Source organism: Cephaloticoccus capnophilus (genome assembly GCF_001580045.1).
Taxonomy (GTDB): Bacteria; Verrucomicrobiota; Verrucomicrobiia; order Opitutales; family Opitutaceae; genus Cephaloticoccus; species Cephaloticoccus capnophilus.
The window spans coordinates 54,374-73,572 of the sequence record NZ_LSZP01000047.1; the positions used below are offsets into that span (position 1 = coordinate 54,374).

Sequence of the window (19,199 nt, forward strand, 5' to 3'; positions counted from 1 at the left end):
ATTGCCGCATGAACTCGCCTGCCACGATCGTGGATGCACTCTTGCAGCGCGCGGGGGACGCGCGCCGCTTCCTCGTCGGCCTCGCCGGCCCGCCCGCAGCCGGCAAGTCGACGCTGGCCGAAGCCCTTCGCGACGGCCTGATCGCCCGAGGCGAGAGCGCCGAGATCCTGCCGATGGACGGCTTCCACATGGACAACGGCATCCTCGCCGCGCGGGGCCTGCTGCCGCGCAAGGGCGCGCCCGAGAGTTTCGATGCCCGCGGTTTTATCGATATCGTCCACGCCCTGAAACGGGCGGAGGGCGAGGTGCTCGTGCCGGTCTTCGACCGTTCGCGCGAGATCGCCATCAATGCCGCCCGCGCCATCCTGCGGGAAACGCGCTTCGTCCTCGCCGAGGGCAACTACTTGCTCTTCAAGGATGCGCCGTGGGACAGGCTCGACGGCCTCTTCGACTTCACCCTCTTCGTCGGTCCGCCCTATGCGGTGCTGGAGGAGCGGCTGCGCCAGCGCTGGCTGGGTTATGCGCTGCCCGAGGACCAGATCCGCTGGAAGCTTTACGGTAACGACCTGCCGAACGGAAAACGCATCCTGGAGAATTCCCGCCCCGCCGATCTCCATATCGACTTTTTTTGAGGCGATTGTCCCTGCGGCGCGCGGCTGCTATCGCCGCCGCAAAGACGCGGAGAGACGCCGTATGCCGCGCTACCTTACCGAAATCGCTATCCGCCGGCCCGCCGACTGGCACCTATGCGTAAGTCCGCCGAAGGACTCTGCGTTCAGCCCGTGGGCTGTTAAATCGGGCCGGGTCGGGCGGATGAGCGTGTTTTGGAGTTTCCTTATTCGGTTTTGGGGCGAGTGCTTGAGGCTGCCCAATGAGCGTTTGCGATTCCCAGACTAAGTCGGATTCGAGCGGCTGGCACGCCCGGCTCGCGCTTGATTTTGCGCGCCAGGGCCCACGCACGGTGCTGGTCGGCAATCGCCACACGGGCCCGCTGCGGGTGCAAAAGCCGCTGCATCCCGAGGGCGAGGCCGTATGCCACGCTATCGTGCTGCATCCGCCTGCCGGAATCGTCGGCGGGGATTCACTTGCAATCGCCGTTGACCTTGCCGCCGGTGCGCACGCGCTTTTGACCACGCCGGGCGCGGGCAAGTGGTATCGCAGCGGCGGGCCGAGTGCGTCGCTCACGCAGACGATCACGGTCGGCGATGGCGCGGTGTGCGAATGGCTGCCGCAGGAAACGCTGGTGTTCGACGGTGCGCGGGGCGGGCAGACGACCGAAATCGAGCTGGCCGCTGATGCGCGGTTTGTCGGCGTCGAGCTGCTGTGCTTCGGGCGCACGGCCTCGGGCGAGCGGTTTGCGCACGGGGATTTCGCCATGCGCACACGCATCCGCCGCGACGGGCAGACACTGTGGCTGGAACGTGGTAGGGTGACGGGAAATTCGCCGCTGCTGGCCTCGCCCATCGGGCTGGCCGGTCAGCCGGTCGTCGCCACGATGTGGGTGGTCGCACCGCAGGTGAACGAGGGGTTGCGCGATGCCTGCCGTGCAATCTTGCCGGAGGTCGGTGCGGGCGGTGTGACCTTGTTGCCGGGCGGCGTGCTGCTGGCGCGCTGGCTCGGGCCCGCGTGTGAACCGGGTCGGGCATGGTTTGCGCGCTTGTGGGCGGTGCTGCGTCCTGCATTGAGTGGTCGCGCTGCGGTCACGCCGCGCATCTGGAACACTTGAAAAACGCTTGAGGAGACTGACATGGAACTGACCCCACGCGAAAAAGACAAGCTGCTGATTTTTACCGCTGGCCTCGTCGCCGAGCGCCGCCGCGCACGCGGACTGAAGCTCAATTATCCCGAAGCCGTCGCACTCATCACCTGCGCACTGCTCGAAGGCGCGCGCGATGGCCGCACGGTCGCCGAGCTGATGCACGAGGGCACGAAAATCCTCACCCGCGATGAGGTCATGGAGGGTGTGCCGGAGCTGATTCCCGAGATTCAGGTCGAGGCGACGTTTCCCGACGGCACCAAGCTGGTCACGGTGCACAACCCGATTGTTTAAGGAGGACAACGCTCATGATTCCCGGAGAAATCAAAACCCTGGACGGCGAGCTCGCGCTGAACGCGGGCCGCGAAACGCTGACCTTGACGGTCAAAAACACGGGCGACCGTCCGGTCCAGATCGGCTCGCACTATCACTTTGCCGAGGCCAACGCCGCGCTCGCCTTTGACCGCGCTGCCGCGCGCGGATTCCGGCTCAATATCGCTGCGGGCACGGCGGTGCGTTTTGAGCCTGGCCAATCGCGCACGGCCGAGCTGGTCGCGCTTGCAGGCGCGCGCCACGTCTACGGATTTCGCGGCGAAGTCATGGGCCCGCTCGATACGGAGAAGGCGGAGGTGCGCTCATGAGTGCCACTATTTCGCGCCGCGCCCACGCCGAGATGTTTGGCCCGACCACCGGCGACCGCGTCCGCCTTGCCGATACCGAGCTGTGGATTGAGGTCGAAAAGGACTATACGATTTACGGCGAAGAAGTGAAATTCGGCGGCGGCAAGGTCATCCGCGACGGCATGGGCCAAAGCCAGCGCGTCGCCGCCGAGGTCGCCGACACGGTCATCACCAACGCGCTGATCGTAGACCACTGGGGCATCGTCAAAGCCGACGTCGGGCTCAAGGGCGGGCGCGTCAGCGCCATCGGCAAAGCGGGCAACCCCGACATCCAGCCCGGCGTGGATATCGTGATCGGCGCGGGCACCGAAATCATCGCAGGCGAAGGTCTCATCCTCACCGCAGGCGGCATCGACACCCACATCCACTGGATTTGCCCGCAGCAAATCGACGACGCACTGATGAGCGGCGTGACCACCATGATTGGCGGCGGCACCGGCCCCGCGACCGGCACTTTGGCAACCACCAGCACGCCCGGGCCGTGGCATATCCACCGGATGCTGGAAGCGGCGGATGCCTTCCCGATGAACATGGGCCTGCTCGGCAAGGGCAACGCCAGCCTGCCCGAGCCGTTGCGCGAACAGGTCGAGGCGGGTGTGATCGGGCTCAAGCTGCACGAAGACTGGGGCAGCACTCCGGCGGCCATCGACAACTGTCTTTCGGTGGCCGAAGCGCTCGACGTGCAGGTCGCCATTCACAGCGACACCCTCAACGAGTCGGGCTTTGTCGAGACCACGCTTGGCGCGTTCAAGGGCCGCAGTATCCACACCTTCCATACCGAAGGCGCGGGCGGCGGGCACGCGCCGGACATCATCCGCGCCATCGGGTTGCCCAACGTGCTGCCCTCTTCGACCAACCCGACCCGCCCCTACACGGTCAACACCATCGACGAGCACCTGGACATGTTGATGGTCTGCCACCACCTCGACCCTGCGATTGCCGAGGACGTGGCCTTTGCCGAAAGCCGCATCCGCCGCGAAACCATCGCCGCCGAAGACATCCTCCACGACCTTGGCGCATTTTCGATGATGTCCTCCGACTCGCAGGCGATGGGCCGCGTCGGCGAAGTCATCACCCGCACCTGGCAGACCGCGCACAAGATGAAAGTCCAGCGCGGCGCACTCGCCGAAGACGCCGCCCTCGGCGGCGCGGACAATTTCCGGGTCAAACGCTACCTTGCCAAATACACCATCAATCCGGCGATCACCCACGGCATCGCGCACACCGTCGGCTCGATTGAAGTCGGCAAACTGGCCGACCTCGTGCTGTGGCGACCGGCATTTTTCGGCGTGAAGCCGAGCCTCATCCTGAAGGGCGGGATGATTGCCGCCGCGACGATGGGCGACCCGGGCGCATCGATTTCGACCCCGCAACCGGTGCACTTCCGGCCCATGTTCGGCGCGTTTGGCAAGGCACTCAACACCTCGGTGACTTTTGTTTCCAAGGCCGCGCTGGACAATCCCGCCGTTGCCGCGCTGGGGCTCGGCAAGCCGCTGATTGCCGTCAGCGGCTGCCGGGGCGTGCAAAAGCGCGACATGATCCACAACGACGCCACGCCGAAAATCGAGGTCGATCCCGAAACCTACGCCGTACGTGCCGACGGCGAACTGTTGACCTGCGAACCCGCCCAGGTGCTGCCGATGGCGCAGCGCTACTTCCTGTTTTGAACCCACCCTTTATGTTGCAACTGGACACCCGATACGACGGCCCGGAACCGGCCACCGACACGCTGGAACTCGATTTTGCCGCGCGCAGCAAAACCCGCCAGCGCGTCCGGCTCGCGAGCGGTGAGGAGGCCGCGCTGCTGCTCGAACGTGGCACCTTGCTGCGCGGCGGGCAAAAACTCAAAGCCAGCAATGGCCGGATCATCGCCGTCGTTGCCGCACCCGAAGCCCTGCTCGAAGCACGTTGCCAAGGCCCCCTCGCGCTTGCCCGCGCCGCTTACCACCTCGGCAACCGCCACGTCCCGGTCGAGATTGGCGAAGGCTGGCTTCGGATTCAGGCCGACCATGTGCTCGAACATATGCTGCTCGGATTGGGCGCGAGCGTGCACGCGCTCAATGCGCCGTTTGAGCCAGAGTCCGGCGCGTATGCGCACGGCGGGCATTCGCACTCGCATGACCACGACCCCGCGCACAGCCACTCGCATTCGCATGCCCATTCCCACGGCGAAGGCGGTGGCGCGAAAATCCATATGATGGGCGAGTGATTCCTGCCCGCCTGCCCGCCACCACCACCGCCACTGCCGATGCTCCGCCTCGTCCGCCTGCTGCAACTTGCCAGCCCCGCCCTTCCGGTTGGGGCCTATACCTATTCGCAAGGGCTGGAATGGGCAGTCGAGTCCGGCGCAGTCACAGACGAAGCCACTGCCGCGCGCTGGATTGGCGACGCACTCAGTTACACCCTCGCAAGGCTCGAAGCCCCGCTCACGGCGGCCTTGCTCGCGGCATGGCGGACGGGCGATGACGCCCGCGTCAGCGAACTCAATGCCGACTTCAACGCCAGCCGCGAGACGATGGAGCTGCGCGCCGAAACCGTGCAAATGGGCTGGTCGCTGCTGCGCCTTCTGTCCGAACTCGACGCCTTCGCCGGACTCCCCGGCTGGCGCGACCGGCTTGTCGCCGTCAACGAACCCGCCTTTCCCACCGTCTGGACTGCTGCCGCTGCCGCGTGGGGCATCGCCGCCGAACAAGCCCTCACCGCCTACTTGTGGATGTGGCTTGAAAACCAGGTCATGGCTGCCGTCAAAGCCATCCCGCTCGGCCAAAGTGCCGGACAACGCCTGCTCGCAACCTTGGGCAAGCGCATCCCCGGATTGGCCGCCGAAGCCGCCTCCCTGCCAGAACCGCAATGGAGCAATTTCAGCCCCGGCCTCGCCATTACCAGCAGCCTTCACGAAACCCAATACACCAGACTGTTCCGCTCATGACCACTAACCAAAGCGCGCACCTCGCCGCTCACGGCGAGGTCAAGCGAGGCCATCGCCATATGGAGCCGAAGGCTCCCCTAGCTTGTGGAGGAGAAGCTCCGGCCGCAGGGGCGGAGTTCTTCACATCATCCCTCAGCACCCAAGCTCTGCGCATCGGCATCGGCGGCCCGGTCGGCTCCGGCAAGACCGCGCTGACCCTCGCCCTGTGCCGCGTCCTGCGCGAACGCTATTCAATCGCCGTCGTGACCAACGACATCTACACCGCCGAAGACGCGCAATTCCTCGTCCGCCACCAAGCCCTGCCACCCGAGCGCATCATCGGCGTCGAGACCGGCGGCTGCCCGCACACCGCCATCCGCGAAGACGCCTCGATCAACCTTGAAGCCATCGACCGTCTCAACCGCCGCTTCCCGGGGCTTGAGATCATCATCGTTGAATCCGGCGGCGACAACCTCGCGGCCACTTTTTCGCCCGAACTCTCGGACCTGACGCTTTACGTCATCGACGTCTCGGCGGGCGACAAAATCCCGCGCAAAGGCGGCCCCGGCATCACCCGCAGCGATTTGCTGGTCATCAACAAAATCGACCTCGCGCCGCTGGTCGGTGCCTCGCTGGAGGTGATGGAGTGCGATGCCAAAAAAATGCGCGGCGAGCGTCCGTTCGTGTTTTCCAACCAGAAAACCGGTCAGGGACTGGATGAGATTATTGCGTTTATCGAAGCGCAAGGGCTGCTCGCACAAAAATCGGCCTAGGGCCTGTTCTCGTTTTTTCCCACTACGCGATGGACGGCAGGCTGTGCCTGCACCCATTTACCGAAGGCTTGGTTGCCGTGCATGCGCACGGCAACCAAGCCTTCGGTAGAAAGGATCCCAAACTTGGAGGCGGAAGCTTCACTCGTGGTTTTTCCCACTTCGCCCAAACGGGTTATCACTCTACATTCCCTTTTACTCCCCGCCCTGTCGCAACGCGACAGGGGGAATGCTTTCAAATTTGGGATTTCGCTTTCGCGCGATAGCGCGAAAGCGAAATCCCAAATTGAATGGGTGCAGCGACACGCTGCCGCCCCACGCGCAGTGGGGAAAAGCGTATCAGCGCGGCCATGTTTGAAACGGGAGCAAACCCTAGTGAGTCGGGCAGGCGAGCGCTTCGTCCGGCCGGAGGCCAAGGGGAGGGTTTCCGTTTTCGAAAGGTTTTAGAAAAACAGTGCGAAACTGCGCTTGTCGGCTGGGGGAGCGGGACTACAGCCTCGCTGCTCTCGCGCGTTACTTTTGGTGGTGTCGCGTGCAGCAATCTGGGCCTGTAGCTCAACGGTTAGAGCAGAGGACTCATAATCCTTTGGTTCAGGGTTCGAATCCCTGCGGGCCCACCAGATCGGATCCACATTCGCTTACCTATCCTTTTCTCCCATGAGCAGTCCCGCTTCCTCCGCTGCCACTGCCGAGCACAAGCCCTTTAGCCTAGTCGAAATCCTCATTGTGCTAATCATCATCGCGCTGATGGCCGCTATGTCGCTGCCGATATTTGCGTGGCTGCGCAACTCGGCTCGCGAAAAGGCCGTGCTCGAAAATCTGCGCAAGCTCGATGTGGCGGCCCAGCAATACTATTTGGAGCAGGGCAGTAACACCGCGCCATACGAGGCACTCGTGGGGCCGGAGAAATACATTGATCGATTGAAGTCGGTAGCGGGTGAGGACTACTCGACGCTGGTTTTCGATTCCGCGGCGCCCGAGTTGAGCATCAGCGCGCCCAAGATCAAGGGCGGCAAGGTCATCACGCTGCGCCGCGCTTCGGCGCCGGATAAGCCGTAGCTGAGCGCGAGGAAGTGAGCCTTGTGTGCTGTGTGTCCCGAGGGGCTGCTCCCGTTTCAAGCGCGAGCCGCGCTGCGAGTGAGCTTACTTTCACTGCGTAGTGTGGGGCGGATCCTACGTAGCGTATCATTTTGGTGGTAAAGTTGCGCGAGTGTGTGGTTCTGGCTCGCAGTTTCCTTTTCTAGCATTCCCTTCCGCCTCGATTTTCCCATGTCCCACTGTTCGCCCGCCTGTTTTGTCCGTTTTGTATTAAGTTCGGTTGTCGCGCTCGTTCTTGCCGGAAGTGCCGAACCCTTGGCGGCTGCGGAGTTGCGTTTGAGCAATGGCGATCGGCTTACAGGCACGCTCATTGAGCGCAGCGAGGGGAAGCTGCACTTTCGCTCGGCAGTGTTGGGCGATCTCGTGATTGATGAGAGTGTGGCGACTTTAGTGGAGGAGGGGCCGCAGAGCGTTGCGGCGAGCGAATCAGAGGCTTCCGCCGCAGAGCTCGCGCAAGCGCAGGCGGGGGTTGAGATCGAGGCGGGCGCGGAGGCTGTGGCCCCGTTGGTCGCCGATGTCGAGGCGGGTGAGAGTGACGGCACTGCGGATAGTTCGGGCGGTGTCCAAGTGCCGCCGCGCGTCACTTGGAGCGGGCAAATCGAGCTCGCGCTTTTCAGCCAGACCGGGCGCAGCAAGAACCAAAACTCCTCGGTTCGCCTAGAGGCGTCGCGCGTCACGAAGCGCAACAACTACCGGCTGCGCAGCCGCTACCTTTACGGTAAAAATGCAGACCAAGTGGCCAACGACCGGATCAATGCTGACCTGCGTTGGCGGCGGGAGCTCGGGCCGCGCTTCTTTACACAGAGTCTGACGAGCTACCTGCGCGACCGGGTCGCGCAAATCGCGTTTAATGCGGAGCAAAACGTGAGCTTGGGCTATCAAGTCTTTAAGGACGAGCGGCACGAGCTCAACGCAGGCGTGGGGATCACGGGGCTGTATCGTGATGTCACAGGCCTGTCCCAAAGTAGCCTCTACCTCGGCGAGGTGTTTCAGGACTACGGTTACAAGCTCAACCACCGCTTCACGATTAGCGAAGGGCTGAATGTGCTGTACTCGACCGATGGGCGTGTGGTCGGAACCAGTGTCGATAACTCGCACTACAAGGTGCGCTTTAATAGCGCCCTCCAAGGAAAGATGACCGAGCGGATCGCACTCGTACTGCGCTTCGAATACGAATACGATAACTCAATCCTCGTAAAGGAGGCGCGCACCGACCAGCGGATTACTACCTCCGTAGGTTACGCCTTCTGAAGTGCCCGTGGCCCTCGCGCTCACGAAGAATCGCTCGCGAGTGCACTGAGGTTTTCTTCTGTGTGGCTCTTCTAAAAACGAGCAGGCCCGCGACTCGGGAGGGAGTGGCGGGCCTTGTTGCTTGCGCGGCTCATTTTGCCAGCAGCTTCCTGCAAGGCGCGATAAGACGAGCGCAGTCGTTGCTTTTTGGTGGCGTCCCCACGGGGATTCGAACCCCGGTTCTCACCGTGAAAGGGTGGTGTCCTAGGCCGGGCTAGACGATGGGGACAGAACCAAAACGGAGCGCGGACGCTACGATGGGGTTCCCGCTGCGCAAGGTAAATTTTAAGCGAAGTGAGGCGTGGGCGGATATGTTTTCGTGTGGCCTTTATTTTGTCGAGATGGGGAAGGAGTGTCGCCACTGTGTCCTGAGTACCCCAACACACGTCATGCCTAAGCCGAAAAAAGAGCCTCACGTCTTTCCCCCAACCTTGAGCGCAGACGATTTGCACCTGTTTAACGAGGGCACCGCGCATCGGATTTACGACAAGCTCGGGGCGCAGCTTTGCGTGCACGAGGGCGTCGCGGGCGTGAGTTTCGCGGCCTGGGCACCGAATGCGTCTCAAGTCTGGGTGGTCGGCGATTTCAACGGCTGGGATGGCGCGGCGCACCCGCTGCGTATGCTCGGCAGTTCAGGCGTCTGGGAGCGTTTCGTGCCTGGGCTCGGTGCTGGGGTTTTATACAAATTCCAAATTTGCGATCGGAGCGGGCACTCGCAGCTAAAGACCGATCCTTATGGGCAATCTTTCGAGGCGGCTCCGGGTAACGCGGCCATCGTTTGTGACACACGCAGCTACCAATGGGGCGATGCGGAGTGGATGCAGGCGCGGCGCGAAGGCGCGGTGAGCCGATCAAGTGAGTCGGGTGCCGCGCGCGAAACTTTAGACAGGCCGATCTCGATTTACGAAGTGCACCTCGGCTCTTGGCGGCGCGACCCGAGCGAGCCCGATCGTCTCCTCAGCTACCGTGAGCTCGCGCCACAGCTTGCCGATTACGCAGTGGAGATGGGCTTCACGCATGTGGAGATCATGCCGATCGCCGAGCATCCTTTCGATGGCTCTTGGGGCTATCAAGTGACGGGGTTTTACGCGCCTTCGCAGCGTTACGGTACGCCGGAGGACTTTGCGTGGTTCGTGGACCACCTGCACCAGCGCGGCGTCGGTGTCATCCTCGACTGGGTGCCCGCGCACTTCCCGCGCGATGCCTTCGCGCTCGCGCAGTTCGATGGGACAGCGCTCTACGAACACGCTGACCCGCGCCAGGGCGCGCACATGGACTGGGGGACACTTATCTTTAACTACGGGCGCAACGAGGTGCGCGGCTTCCTCGCCGCCAATGCGCTCTTCTGGCTCGAGCGCTACCATATCGACGGTCTGCGCGTGGATGCTGTCGCCTCCATGCTCTATCTGGACTACTCGCGTGCCTCGGGAGAGTGGATTCCCAACCAGTACGGCGGCCGCGAAAACCTGGAGGCGATCGCTTTTCTCAAACACGTTAACGGGCTCATCGAGCACTACCACCCGGGCGTGTTGCGGATCGCCGAAGAGTCGACCTCCTTCCCCGGCGTCACGCGCCCGCTTGCCGAGGGCGGGCTGGGCTTCGACTTTAAGTGGAACATGGGCTGGATGCACGACACGCTGCACTACTTCGCGAAGGAGCCGGTGCACCGTAAATGGCACCACAACGACCTCAGCTTTGGGATGCTTTACCAGTACTCGGAGCAATTCATAACCGTGTTTTCACACGACGAGGTTGTTCACGGGAAAGGCTCGCTGCTTTTAAAAATGGGCGCGGAGCACATCCCCGAAAAAGCGGCAAACTTGCGCGCGCTCTACGCGCACATGTGGGCTTGGCCGGGTAAAAAACTGCTCTTCATGGGCGGTGAGTTCGCGCAGTCCGCCGAGTGGAGCCACAACCGCAGCCTCGATTGGCATTTGTGCCAATACGCCGACCACGAAGGCGTGCGGCGCCTCGTGCGCGACTTAAACCAGCTCTACCGCAGCGAGCCTGCGCTGGGCACTAGCGATCTTTCGCCCGAGGGTTTTCAGTGGCTCGCGTGCTACGATACCGATGCGAGCGTGATCGCCTATTTGCGCAAAGCGAGCGCCGCCGCGCGCCCTTCAGTAGGCGGTGCTGGCGGCGACGCTAGCGCGCAAAGTAGGCGCAGCTGCGCGGCGCTCATTGCGATCGTCGGTCACTTTACGCCTGTCGTCCGCGAGCACTACCGAGTGGGCGTGCCGCAGGCCGGGCTTTGGCGCGAAATCCTCAACACTAACAGTGCGCACTACGGGGGTAGCGGGCTTGGCAACGATGGAGCGCGGCACACCGAGCCCATCCCTGCCGACGGTCATCCCCAATCTCTGCTGCTCACACTCCCACCGCACACGGTGCTGTTTTTCAGGTGCGAGGTCGGGCCACAATAGCCCGTTGACTCGTGGGAACAAGCACTCGGATAGTGCGCTCATACCTTTCCCTGATGAAGCGATTTTTACCGACTATCACGCTCCTCGCTGCTGCCGCCCTCGCCCCTTGCGCGGCCCTTGCCCAGAGCGCAAGCAATACCGAACCGGCTAGGCCCGAAAGCGAACTGCCCAACTTCGATTTCGGCGATCTGCATGTGGAGCAGAAGTTTAACATGAGTGTGGGCTTCCGCGCAGTTAGCGGGCCGAAAGTGACCTTTTCGGGACACGGAAATACAGTCGGCGATCTTTCCCAGGCTCTCGACCCTTCAATCACCGACCAAGCCCGCCAGTACAACGATGGCTTTGTGGGGCTAGACCAGCGTGAGGGCAACCCGGCCGATGGTAAGACGAATACTTGGGGCATGGTTGACGCTAAGCAGCTGGTGAACGGCGGGCAGGACGTCGCCATGCATCTCTACAGTGCGGAAGTGACCGATGGCGGCACGCATCAAAGCAAGCAAGGCAGCGACTTCGGGGCTGAGCTGCTTGTGACGCGCGACATGGGGCACATTGGCAAGCGGCTGCAGTGGCAGCTTTTCGCAGGCTTTAGCGTAAACAGCGTTTCCGGTGCGGCGCGCGACAGCGTGACCGCGTCGCTCACGACCGTGCGCGATCTTTACTCGCTCGCGGGTCAGACGCTTCCGAGCGGTCCGCCCTATAACGCGCCTTCGTCAATCGTCGATCCCAACGATGCGGAGAAGACCATCGACACGACCGTGCTTCTTGGCCGTGCGCCTGACTCGCAAGGTATCGATATCGGTGTGGGCGACTCGCAGGTTTTCAACGCGTGGAAGCTCAAGGGCACCTACGTCAGTTTTCGCGCCGGCCCTACGCTCCTTTACGACATTTCGGAGAAGATTAAGCTCAGCATCAGCGCGGGCCCCGTCCTCATGTATTCGGGGACCACTTACAATGTGGAGACGCTCTTCCTTCTCGATACTGGCGGTGAGATTGTGACGCGGATGGAAGACTCCGATAGCAAGGTGCTGACCGGCTACTATGGGGATGTGACCTTGCACTACATGATTACTGAGCGGGCGGGCTTCTATGCCGGTGCGTTCTTCCAGTCTGGTGAAAGCTACAACCATGACCTCGAAGACGGCGACACGGCCTACTCGGCACACATTGACCTGGAGTCGCTCAACGGCTTCCGCGCCGGCCTCCAATACAAGTTCTGATATTCGCTCGCGGGCCGGCCAGTGTGGGGCGGAAAAAGTAAAGCGTCCCGCCTGTGCCGTGAAACGACTAAGCGAGAGGGCGCGCGCGCAGACTCGCTTAGTCCCCCTCTAGCTCAGCGAGAAGGCGGTCGATTGGGCGGAGGGTTTCGGGCCGGAAAAAGCCGTTTAGGCGGGTGATCACTTGCTGGATAATCCCGTCGGGGCAGGAGGCACCGCCCGTAATCAGCACGTGTTTCTTCGGCTCTAGATTCGTCCACAGCGGGCGGTGTTCTTTGTGGGCTTGGGCTCCGCGCTCGTAGGGGAAGACGAAGTGCTCGACTTCGTGTGCGCTTAAAATGTCGCGCTCCGACTGGATAAAGTGTGCGCGTTTGCCCAGCGCGTTTTCGCACAGCCGGTAGAGTTGATAAGTGTTCGACGAGTTGGTGCCGCCGATGACGAAGGCCGCGTCGAGCGGGCCTTCGAGTGCCTTGGCCAGCGCGTCTTGATTGACTTGGGTGGCGTAGCAGAGCGTGTCGTTTTTGTTGCTGCCGCCGACGCGCTCTACCGCGTCCTCTGCGCCGTAGCGGGCGGTGTAGCGTTCGCGCAAGTAGTCGATAATGGCGCGGGTCTCGTTGACGAGAAGCGTGGTTTGGTTGACCACGGCGACGCGTGCCAAGTCGCGAATGGGATCGAAGTCGGGCGTGTGCTTGCCTTTGAAAAACTCGTAAAACGCAGCGCGGGCTGCCTCCGCTTCGGCTGGCGTAGTCGCTGCGATGATACGCTCCAATCGCCGCACCTCGGCGAGGTCGCGGACGATGAGGGCGGGCGCGTAGCGACGGGTGTTGGAGAAGGTCGCCTTGGTCTCCTCGTGCTCGGCCTTGCCGTGAATGATGACGGTGTAGCCTTTGCGGCCGTAGTTGCGCGCGGCTTTCCAGACCTTTTCTACAAGCATGCAGGTGGCGTCGTATTGGCAGACGGCGACCCCTTTGCGAACGAGCCGCCGCTTGTCCTCATCTGTCGCCCCAAAGGCCGGGATAATCACCACGTCGTCGCTCGTGAGCGTATCCCAGAGTAAGACACGGCTTTGTTCTCCTTTGGGCACGGGGGGCTCGTTGTTGGCCTGTGTCCGGCTGGAGTTCTCGCGTGCGGGAGTCTCGCGCGGCTTTCCATCCACGCTAAACGCGACGCCTTTATCGCTTTGCAGGTAGCGGAGCCCACGTCGGAGCAGGTCGGCGTTGACGAAGGGGTTATGAATCAGCTCGGAGAGCATGAAAACGCGGCGGCCCGGGTTGGCGGCGAGGGCTTCGTAGGCGCGCTCGATGGCGTTTTTCACGCCGAGGCAAAACCCGAAGTGGCTGGGGATGTGGTAAGCGACCGGCCCGAAATCGAGCATCACTGGCGCGCTGGCCGAGCCCTCGCGTGTGCGTGCCCGCGCCTTAATCAGTTCGCAGAGCTTTGACTGGTAAAGCGCGCTAGAGGCGTCGTCGTTGGCGTAGATGGCGACGTTACGCTCCTTCTCTGGGCGAAACTTATAGATGAAGTCGTTTTCGCCCAGGTGTAGGTAGGGGATGCGCAGCAGGTGTGGCTCGAGCAGCGCGAGGAGTGCGTGCAGCTCGGGTGCGAGCTCTGAAGCGCGGGCTTCTAGCGACTCGATTGAGTGAAACTTAATATCGGATTTGGCGTTGGCGACCGCCCTGACCTGCGAAAAGTAAACCTGCACGGGGCCGGCATTCTCCCTGTCTGCGTCGGGGGGCAGCTTTGCGGAAAATTGCGGTTCCGGGGCAGTGAAACTCCCGCTGCCGAACGCGGTTTCGATTTTTGAGACAGCGGCGGCGAGGGCGTTTGCGTAAAACGGCAGTTCCAGCCGATCCTTGCGATTGAGCACGGCCAGCCGGTTACAGCAGTCGAAGCCGACAATGACTGAGGGCGATTCTTGAGAGGTGGCCGAGGGCTGCATGAAGGATTCCGTTTTGGCGTTTGGTTCAGAATGACGGCGCGGGCGTTAGCCTCGGTGGCCGAGGCCGTTTTTCGCAGGTCGTCACAGGGCTGGCGAGTTATAGACTCGCCCGCCATGAATGCCAGCGGTCGCTGACTGCGCCACCGCCCATTGCGAAGTCGGGTTTACCGCCGCCTTTGCCGCCGATCTGCGCCGAGAGTGCGGCCACGAGTTTTCCAGCCTGGTATCCGGCGGCGATTGCCGCGGGCGAGCAAAAGGCGACGACTGTCGCCTTTTCGCCAAAGGCCGCGCCGAGCTGCACGACGCCTTCGCCGAGCTTTGCGAGCACTTGCGAACCGAGCGTGCGCAGGGCTTCGGGGGACTCGACCTCGACGACGGCGATGACTCGTTTGAGCGCTGCGGTCGGCTCCGCTGCTGCGTTGGCCGCATCGAGCGGCTGGGCCTTGGCGGTGAGTTCATCGGCGAGGCCAGCAGCGGCTTTTTGGCTAAAACTCTTCAATTTGCGTTCGAGCTCTTTTTGAGTGTCGAGCAGCGCATCGAGCCGGGCGAGTGCGTCACTGGGGCTTGCCCCGAGTCGTGCGCAGAGCGCGCGCAGTGCGGCCTCTTCCGTCGCGACGAGGTCGTAGGCGGCTTGTCCGGCGACGGCCTCAATCCGGCGCGTGCCTGCCGCGATAGCCGACTCGCCTACGAGTTTAATTAGGCCGATCTCCCCGGTGCGGGTGACGTGCGTGCCGCCGCAGAGTTCGCGGCTAAAGCCGCCCGTATCGACCACGCGGACGATGTGTCCGTATTTGTCGCCGAAGAAGGCGAGCGTATCGGCGGGCTTTTTGTCGAACTCGGTCTCGTAGGCTTGGACTTCCGCGTTTTCGAGGATGCGCGCGTTGACGAGTCGCTCGACCTCGCGGAGTTCTTCGGGCCGCATGGCCTCGAAGTGTGAGAAGTCGAAGCGCAGCCGTTGCGTTGTGTTTGAGCTTCCGGCTTGGCGGACATGCGGGCCGAGGACTTGGCGCAAGGCCCAGTGGACGAGGTGTGCCGCCGTATGGTGACGAGTGATGGCGGCGCGCGCTTCAGCATCGACCGAGAGCGTAGCGGAGTTACCGACCGTGAGCGCGTCCGCCGCCGCGGTATCGTCTGTGTGGATACGGTGGAGGTGCCGATCATTTCCGTCTTTTACCGTGTCGGTGATTCGCAGCGTCTCTTTACCGATGGTGACTTTTCCGGTGTCGCCGACCTGGCCGCCCATCTCGGCGTAAAACGGGCTTTGGTCAAAAACGAGGTAGGTGGCCGCCGTGGTATCGGCTTTTTTTGCGCCTTCGCTGCGGATGAGCTCCACGAGTGTGGCGGAGGCGTCGAGCTGCGTGTAGCCGACGAAGCGGGTTGGCGTGAGTGCGGCGGCGTTTGCCGTGCCCGTCTCGCTGCCTTCGGTCGCGGCGACGACGATCTCTTTCTTTTGCGCGGCGCGGGCACGCTCGCGCTGCTGCTCCATAAGCGCCTCAAACTTTTGCGTATCGACCGATAGTCCGCGCTCGGTGGCGAGGAGCTGGGTCATGTCGAGCGGGAAGCCGTAGGTGTCGTAGAGTTCGAAGGCGGCCTCGCCCGAGAGTTTTTTTGCGTGCGCCGATTCGGCGTGGGGCGCCGCTTGCGCCTCCGCATTGCCCGCAGCGCGATTAAAAAGGGTGAGTCCGCGCTCGAGTGTGCGACCAAAGGATTCCTCTTCGCTGCGAATGATGCGGCAGATGATTTTCTCTTGTTCGGCCACTTCCTTAAAAACGGGTCCGAGCGAGGCGACTACGGGCGCGACGAGTTTTTCAAAGAAACCGGTTTTTAGCCCGAGCTTTGCGCCATAGAGGATACCGCGTCGGAGGATTCGGCGGATGACGTAGTTGCGCCCTTCGTTACCGGGCATGATGCCGTCGGCGATTGCGCAGGTGAGGCAGCGGGCGTGGTCGGCGAGCACGCGGAAGGCGACGTCGATTTGCTCTTGCTCGCTGAGGTGGTCGCGGCGAGCGGGGACGGTGCCCGCGTAGTGTTTGCCGGAGCGCGCGGCGATTTCGGCAAAGAGTGGGGCGAAGAGGTCGGCGGCGTAGTTGGAGGGCTCGGCAGTGAAGTCGGTAAACCCGCGTGTCGTGGCGTAGAGCCCGGCGACGCGCTCGAAGCCCATGCCAGTATCGACGTGTTTGGCGGCGAGTGGCGCGAAGCTGCCATCGGCATTGGCGTTAAACTGGATGAATACGTGGTTCCAAATCTCGATGCAGCGTGGCGAGTCGCGGTTGACGAGTGCCCGGCCCGCGGCCTCGTCGTCGTCGGGCAGTAAGTTGAAGTGCAACTCCGAGCACGGGCCGCAGGGGCCGGTCTCGCCCATCATCCAGAAGTTATCTTTTTTACCGCCGTGGACGATGTGCAGCGCGGGGTCGAGCCCTGCATTTTTGAAAATCTCGGCCCAGATGTCGTAGGCTTCTTGGTCAAAGTCCGCTGGGTCGCCTTGGGCTTTGTCCGGCGCGTAAATGGTGGCGAAGAGTCGTTTGGCGGGGATGCCCCAGACTTGGGTGAGCAGTTCCCAGCCCCAGCGCAGCGAGTCGGCCTTAAAGTAGTCGCCGAAGGACCAGTTGCCGAGCATCTCGAAGAAGGTGTGGTGGTAGGTGTCGAAGCCCACGTCTTCGAGGTCGTTGTGCTTTCCGCCTGCGCGGATGCATTTTTGCGTGTCGGCGGCGCGGGTGTCGCGAGCGGGCCGGGCCCCGGCCCATTGGCTGACGCGCGGTTCGGCCTCGCCGAGAAAGATGGGGACGAACTGGTTCATCCCCGCATTGGTGAACAGCAGCCCGGGTGAGCTCGGCAGCAGCGGCGCGGAGGGCACGATGGTGTGCCCGCGTTGGGCGAAGAAGTCGAAGAAGGACTGGCGGATCTCGGCGGAGGTCATTGGCGAAAGACGAAAGGGCCAAATCACAAGTGCGGGCCGCCTAGCTCGGCGACTCTTTTTATGAAGGAGAGCCAGCTTGGGCAAAGTTCACGGCGCCCACTTTTCCGAGATGCTAAATGGGTGGAGGCAGTCCGGCGCCGCTATAACTGAATGGGTAGGCCGACCTCGATGATTTGCATGGGCGGGAGTTGGTAGTAGTCGCGGGCTTGGCGGGCGTTGCGGCTAAGGAAGCCATAAAAGTGTTTTTGCCATTCGGGCAGTCGCGCCACGCCGCCGGACATAATCATCTCGCGGTTAAAGTAATAGGTGGCCTCGGCGGGGACGAGTGGCACGCCGCCTTGGTCGCGGAGTTGCTCAATGAGTGCGGCGACGTCGGGCGACTCCATGTAGCCGTAGTGTGCGATCGCCCGCCAGACGCCGTTCTCACCGATCGGGCGGACCTCGATCCGCTCGTTGGCGGGCACGTAAGGCGCGTCGGAAGTCATCACGCTAAGCAGGACCACTGTCTCGTGCAGCACCTTGTTCGCTTTAACGTGATGGAGGAGGACAAGCGGCGTGCCCTTGGGGTTACCCGCCATGAAAACGGCGGTGCCGCGCACGCGCGTGATGTGCGGACTGGCGGCGATGTTGCACAGCTCGTCTTCAGTAATGTCATTGGCGTAGACACGGGCGAAGACCTCATTTTTCCCCGAGCGCCATGTGTGCATCACCACGAGCAGGGCGACGCTGATTGCCAGCGGCACCCAACCGCCATCGGCGAACTTGTGGAGGTTGCTATAAAAATAGGCCAAATCGACCACGCCAAAGAGCGCACAAAGTGGCAGTGCCCGCGCGCGTGACCAGCCCCAGGCCCGCTGCGCGACAAGGTAAAAGGCGAAGGTCGTAATCACCATCGCTCCTGTGACAGCGACCCCGTAGGCGGCGGCCACCGATGAGCTCGTTTGGAACGCGAGCACGATGGTGATCGAGCCGATGCACAGCGCGGCGTTGGCGAGCGGGATGTAGATTTGTGCGCGGTGTGCCGCGCTCGTGTGCAGGACTTTGAGCCGTGGGAAAAAGCCGAACTGTATCGCCGAGCGAATCATCGAGAACGTGCCCGAGATCAGGGCTTGGCTCGCAATCACAGCGGCGAGGACAGAGAGTAGCATGAGCGCGAGCCGTGCCGCCCCCTCGGGAGCGATTGCTAAAAATGGGTTATCCACCGAGTGGCCCGCCGCGTGCTCGGCGAGGATGTGCGCGCCTTGGCCGAAGTAGTTGAGCACCAGCGCGGGCAGCGCGACGACATACCACGCGTGCATAATCGCCCGCCGCCCGAAGTGGCCCATGTCCGCGTAAATCGACTCCACTCCCGTAATCGCGAGCACGACCGCACCAAGCAAGGCGCTGACCTCCAGCGGGTGTTGCCAGAGGAGCCGCCACCCGTGCCACGGGGCCAGCGCTTGGAGGACTAGCGGCTCACGGATAACCTGCCAAAGCCCGAGGCCGCCCAGCACCGTAAACCAAAGCAGCATGATGGGGCCGTAGATGCGTCCGATCTTCTCCGAGCCTTTACTCTGAAACCAAAAAATCCCCAGCAGCAGCATGATGGCGAGCGGTACGACGAGTGGGCTCGTTTCGGGCGCGACCAGGCTCAGGCCTTCCGTTGCCGAAAGCACCGAAATCGCAGGGGTGATGACGCCCTCGCCGCAAAGCATGCAGGCCCCGATAAGGATCAGAATCGTATGGGGGCGCAGCCGATGCTGGTGCTTCTTTTTTTTGTCCGGGCTATCCAGCCGCGACTTTACGAAGAGGGCGAAGATGCCGCCCTCGCCGCGATTATCCGCGCGCGTGACAAAGCCCATGTATTTAACACTCACTACGCCGACCAGTGACCAAAAGATGAGCGAGAGGATGCCGAGCAGCCCACTGGTGACTTCTTCGGCAGGGAGTAAGGCGACCGATTGGCGCAGCGCATAGAGCGGACTCGTGCCGATGTCACCGAAGACGACGCCCAGCGCGATTAGCGCGAGCCCTGCGCGCGTGTGTTTGTGCGGATCGGCAGGTGGTGGCGCGTGAGAACCGGAAGCCGCAGGCGGCATGGCAGCACGCGGCTGCGCCTCAGTTTGGGCGGACTCATCGGGTTGTTGCGCGGATTCGCCATTGGGCGAGGACTGGTCACTTACGGAAGCGTCGTCGTTGTTGCCGCGCTCTTTGGGATTCATTGC

Annotated in this window: 16 protein-coding genes and 2 tRNA genes; 13 read left to right on the forward strand and 5 right to left on the reverse strand. The window is 62.6% G+C overall.

Annotation, left to right across the window (positions count from 1 at the left end; all coding sequences use genetic code 11):
• Positions 1-8: 8 nt before the first annotated feature.
• From AXK12_RS06190 to ureG, 8 genes are all read left to right on the forward strand, one after another.
• Positions 9-632: a nucleoside triphosphate hydrolase gene (locus AXK12_RS06190; RefSeq protein WP_068712554.1), complete on the forward strand. Its 624-nt coding sequence runs from the start codon at positions 9-11 to the stop codon at positions 630-632.
• 239 nt (positions 633-871) lie between these two features.
• Positions 872-1,726 (forward strand): urease accessory protein UreD, encoded by an 855-nt coding sequence (locus AXK12_RS06195; protein WP_068712557.1) that lies wholly within the window; start codon positions 872-874, stop codon positions 1,724-1,726.
• Between the two features lie 21 nt (positions 1,727-1,747).
• Complete coding sequence (locus AXK12_RS06200; RefSeq protein ID WP_068712559.1) at positions 1,748-2,050, forward strand: urease subunit gamma; 303 nt, start codon at positions 1,748-1,750, stop codon at positions 2,048-2,050.
• Positions 2,051-2,064: 14 nt separating this feature from the next.
• Positions 2,065-2,397: an urease subunit beta gene (locus tag AXK12_RS06205; protein WP_068712561.1), complete on the forward strand. Its 333-nt coding sequence runs from the start codon at positions 2,065-2,067 to the stop codon at positions 2,395-2,397.
• The gene (gene ureC / locus AXK12_RS06210) at positions 2,394-4,103 is read left to right on the forward strand and encodes an urease subunit alpha (RefSeq protein WP_068712563.1); all 1,710 of its coding nucleotides are present in this window, start codon (positions 2,394-2,396) and stop codon (positions 4,101-4,103) included. The genes AXK12_RS06205 and ureC overlap by 4 nt, the downstream gene beginning before the upstream one ends.
• Before the next feature lie 11 nt (positions 4,104-4,114).
• A complete protein-coding gene (gene ureE / locus AXK12_RS06215) occupies positions 4,115-4,645 on the forward strand; it encodes an urease accessory protein UreE (RefSeq protein ID WP_068712566.1) in 531 nt (176 codons plus the stop codon).
• Positions 4,646-4,684: 39 nt separating this feature from the next.
• Positions 4,685-5,365 carry an urease accessory protein UreF gene (locus AXK12_RS06220; protein WP_068712568.1) on the forward strand — a complete coding sequence of 227 codons (681 nt, stop codon included), beginning with the start codon at positions 4,685-4,687 and terminating at the stop codon, positions 5,363-5,365.
• A 146-nt stretch (positions 5,366-5,511) separates the two neighbouring features.
• A complete protein-coding gene (ureG, locus tag AXK12_RS06225; RefSeq protein WP_068712656.1) occupies positions 5,512-6,117 on the forward strand; it encodes an urease accessory protein UreG in 606 nt (201 codons plus the stop codon).
• Here the strand turns inward: ureG and AXK12_RS09100 are convergent.
• Complete coding sequence (locus AXK12_RS09100; RefSeq protein ID WP_156468906.1) at positions 6,114-6,296, reverse strand: hypothetical protein; 183 nt, start codon at positions 6,294-6,296, stop codon at positions 6,114-6,116. The two genes, ureG and AXK12_RS09100, sit on opposite strands and share 4 nt — an antisense overlap.
• 362 nt (positions 6,297-6,658) lie before the next feature.
• On the opposite strand from AXK12_RS09100, the gene AXK12_RS06230 reads away from it, so the two are divergent.
• The 3 genes from AXK12_RS06230 to AXK12_RS06240 all read left to right on the forward strand — a co-directional run bounded on the left by AXK12_RS06230 (position 6,659) and on the right by AXK12_RS06240 (position 8,463).
• Positions 6,659-6,734: transfer RNA gene (locus AXK12_RS06230), tRNA-Ile, on the forward strand.
• A gap of 37 nt (positions 6,735-6,771) precedes the next feature.
• Positions 6,772-7,173, forward strand: a complete 402-nt coding sequence (locus tag AXK12_RS06235) for a hypothetical protein (RefSeq protein ID WP_068712570.1) — start codon at positions 6,772-6,774, stop codon at positions 7,171-7,173.
• A 210-nt stretch (positions 7,174-7,383) separates the two neighbouring features.
• Positions 7,384-8,463, forward strand: a complete 1,080-nt coding sequence (locus tag AXK12_RS06240) for a DUF481 domain-containing protein (RefSeq protein ID WP_082782702.1) — start codon at positions 7,384-7,386, stop codon at positions 8,461-8,463.
• 190 nt (positions 8,464-8,653) lie between these two features.
• Here the strand turns inward: AXK12_RS06240 and AXK12_RS06245 are convergent.
• A tRNA-Glu gene (locus AXK12_RS06245) sits at positions 8,654-8,731 on the reverse strand.
• 160 nt (positions 8,732-8,891) lie between these two features.
• Here AXK12_RS06245 and glgB point away from each other — a divergent pair.
• Together glgB and AXK12_RS06255 are read left to right on the forward strand one after the other, a co-directional pair.
• Positions 8,892-10,925 carry a 1,4-alpha-glucan branching protein GlgB gene (glgB, locus tag AXK12_RS06250; RefSeq protein WP_231863565.1) on the forward strand — a complete coding sequence of 678 codons (2,034 nt, stop codon included), beginning with the start codon at positions 8,892-8,894 and terminating at the stop codon, positions 10,923-10,925.
• Positions 10,926-10,978: 53 nt separating this feature from the next.
• On the forward strand, positions 10,979-12,142 hold the full coding sequence (locus tag AXK12_RS06255; RefSeq protein ID WP_068712576.1) for a hypothetical protein: 1,164 nt from the start codon (positions 10,979-10,981) through the stop codon (positions 12,140-12,142).
• A 97-nt stretch (positions 12,143-12,239) separates the two neighbouring features.
• On the opposite strand, the gene ispH is transcribed toward AXK12_RS06255, so the two are convergent.
• The 3 genes from ispH to AXK12_RS06270 form a co-directional block, all read right to left on the reverse strand.
• Positions 12,240-14,078 (reverse strand): 4-hydroxy-3-methylbut-2-enyl diphosphate reductase, encoded by a 1,839-nt coding sequence (ispH, locus tag AXK12_RS06260; RefSeq protein ID WP_068712577.1) that lies wholly within the window; start codon positions 14,076-14,078, stop codon positions 12,240-12,242.
• 97 nt (positions 14,079-14,175) lie between these two features.
• Positions 14,176-16,995: an alanine--tRNA ligase gene (alaS, locus tag AXK12_RS06265; RefSeq protein WP_068712578.1), complete on the reverse strand. Its 2,820-nt coding sequence runs from the start codon at positions 16,993-16,995 to the stop codon at positions 14,176-14,178.
• Between the two features lie 140 nt (positions 16,996-17,135).
• Positions 17,136-19,196, reverse strand: coding sequence for a potassium transporter Kup (locus AXK12_RS06270; protein ID WP_231863566.1), 2,061 nt, complete (start codon positions 19,194-19,196; stop codon positions 17,136-17,138).
• Positions 19,197-19,199: the final 3 nt, after the last annotated feature.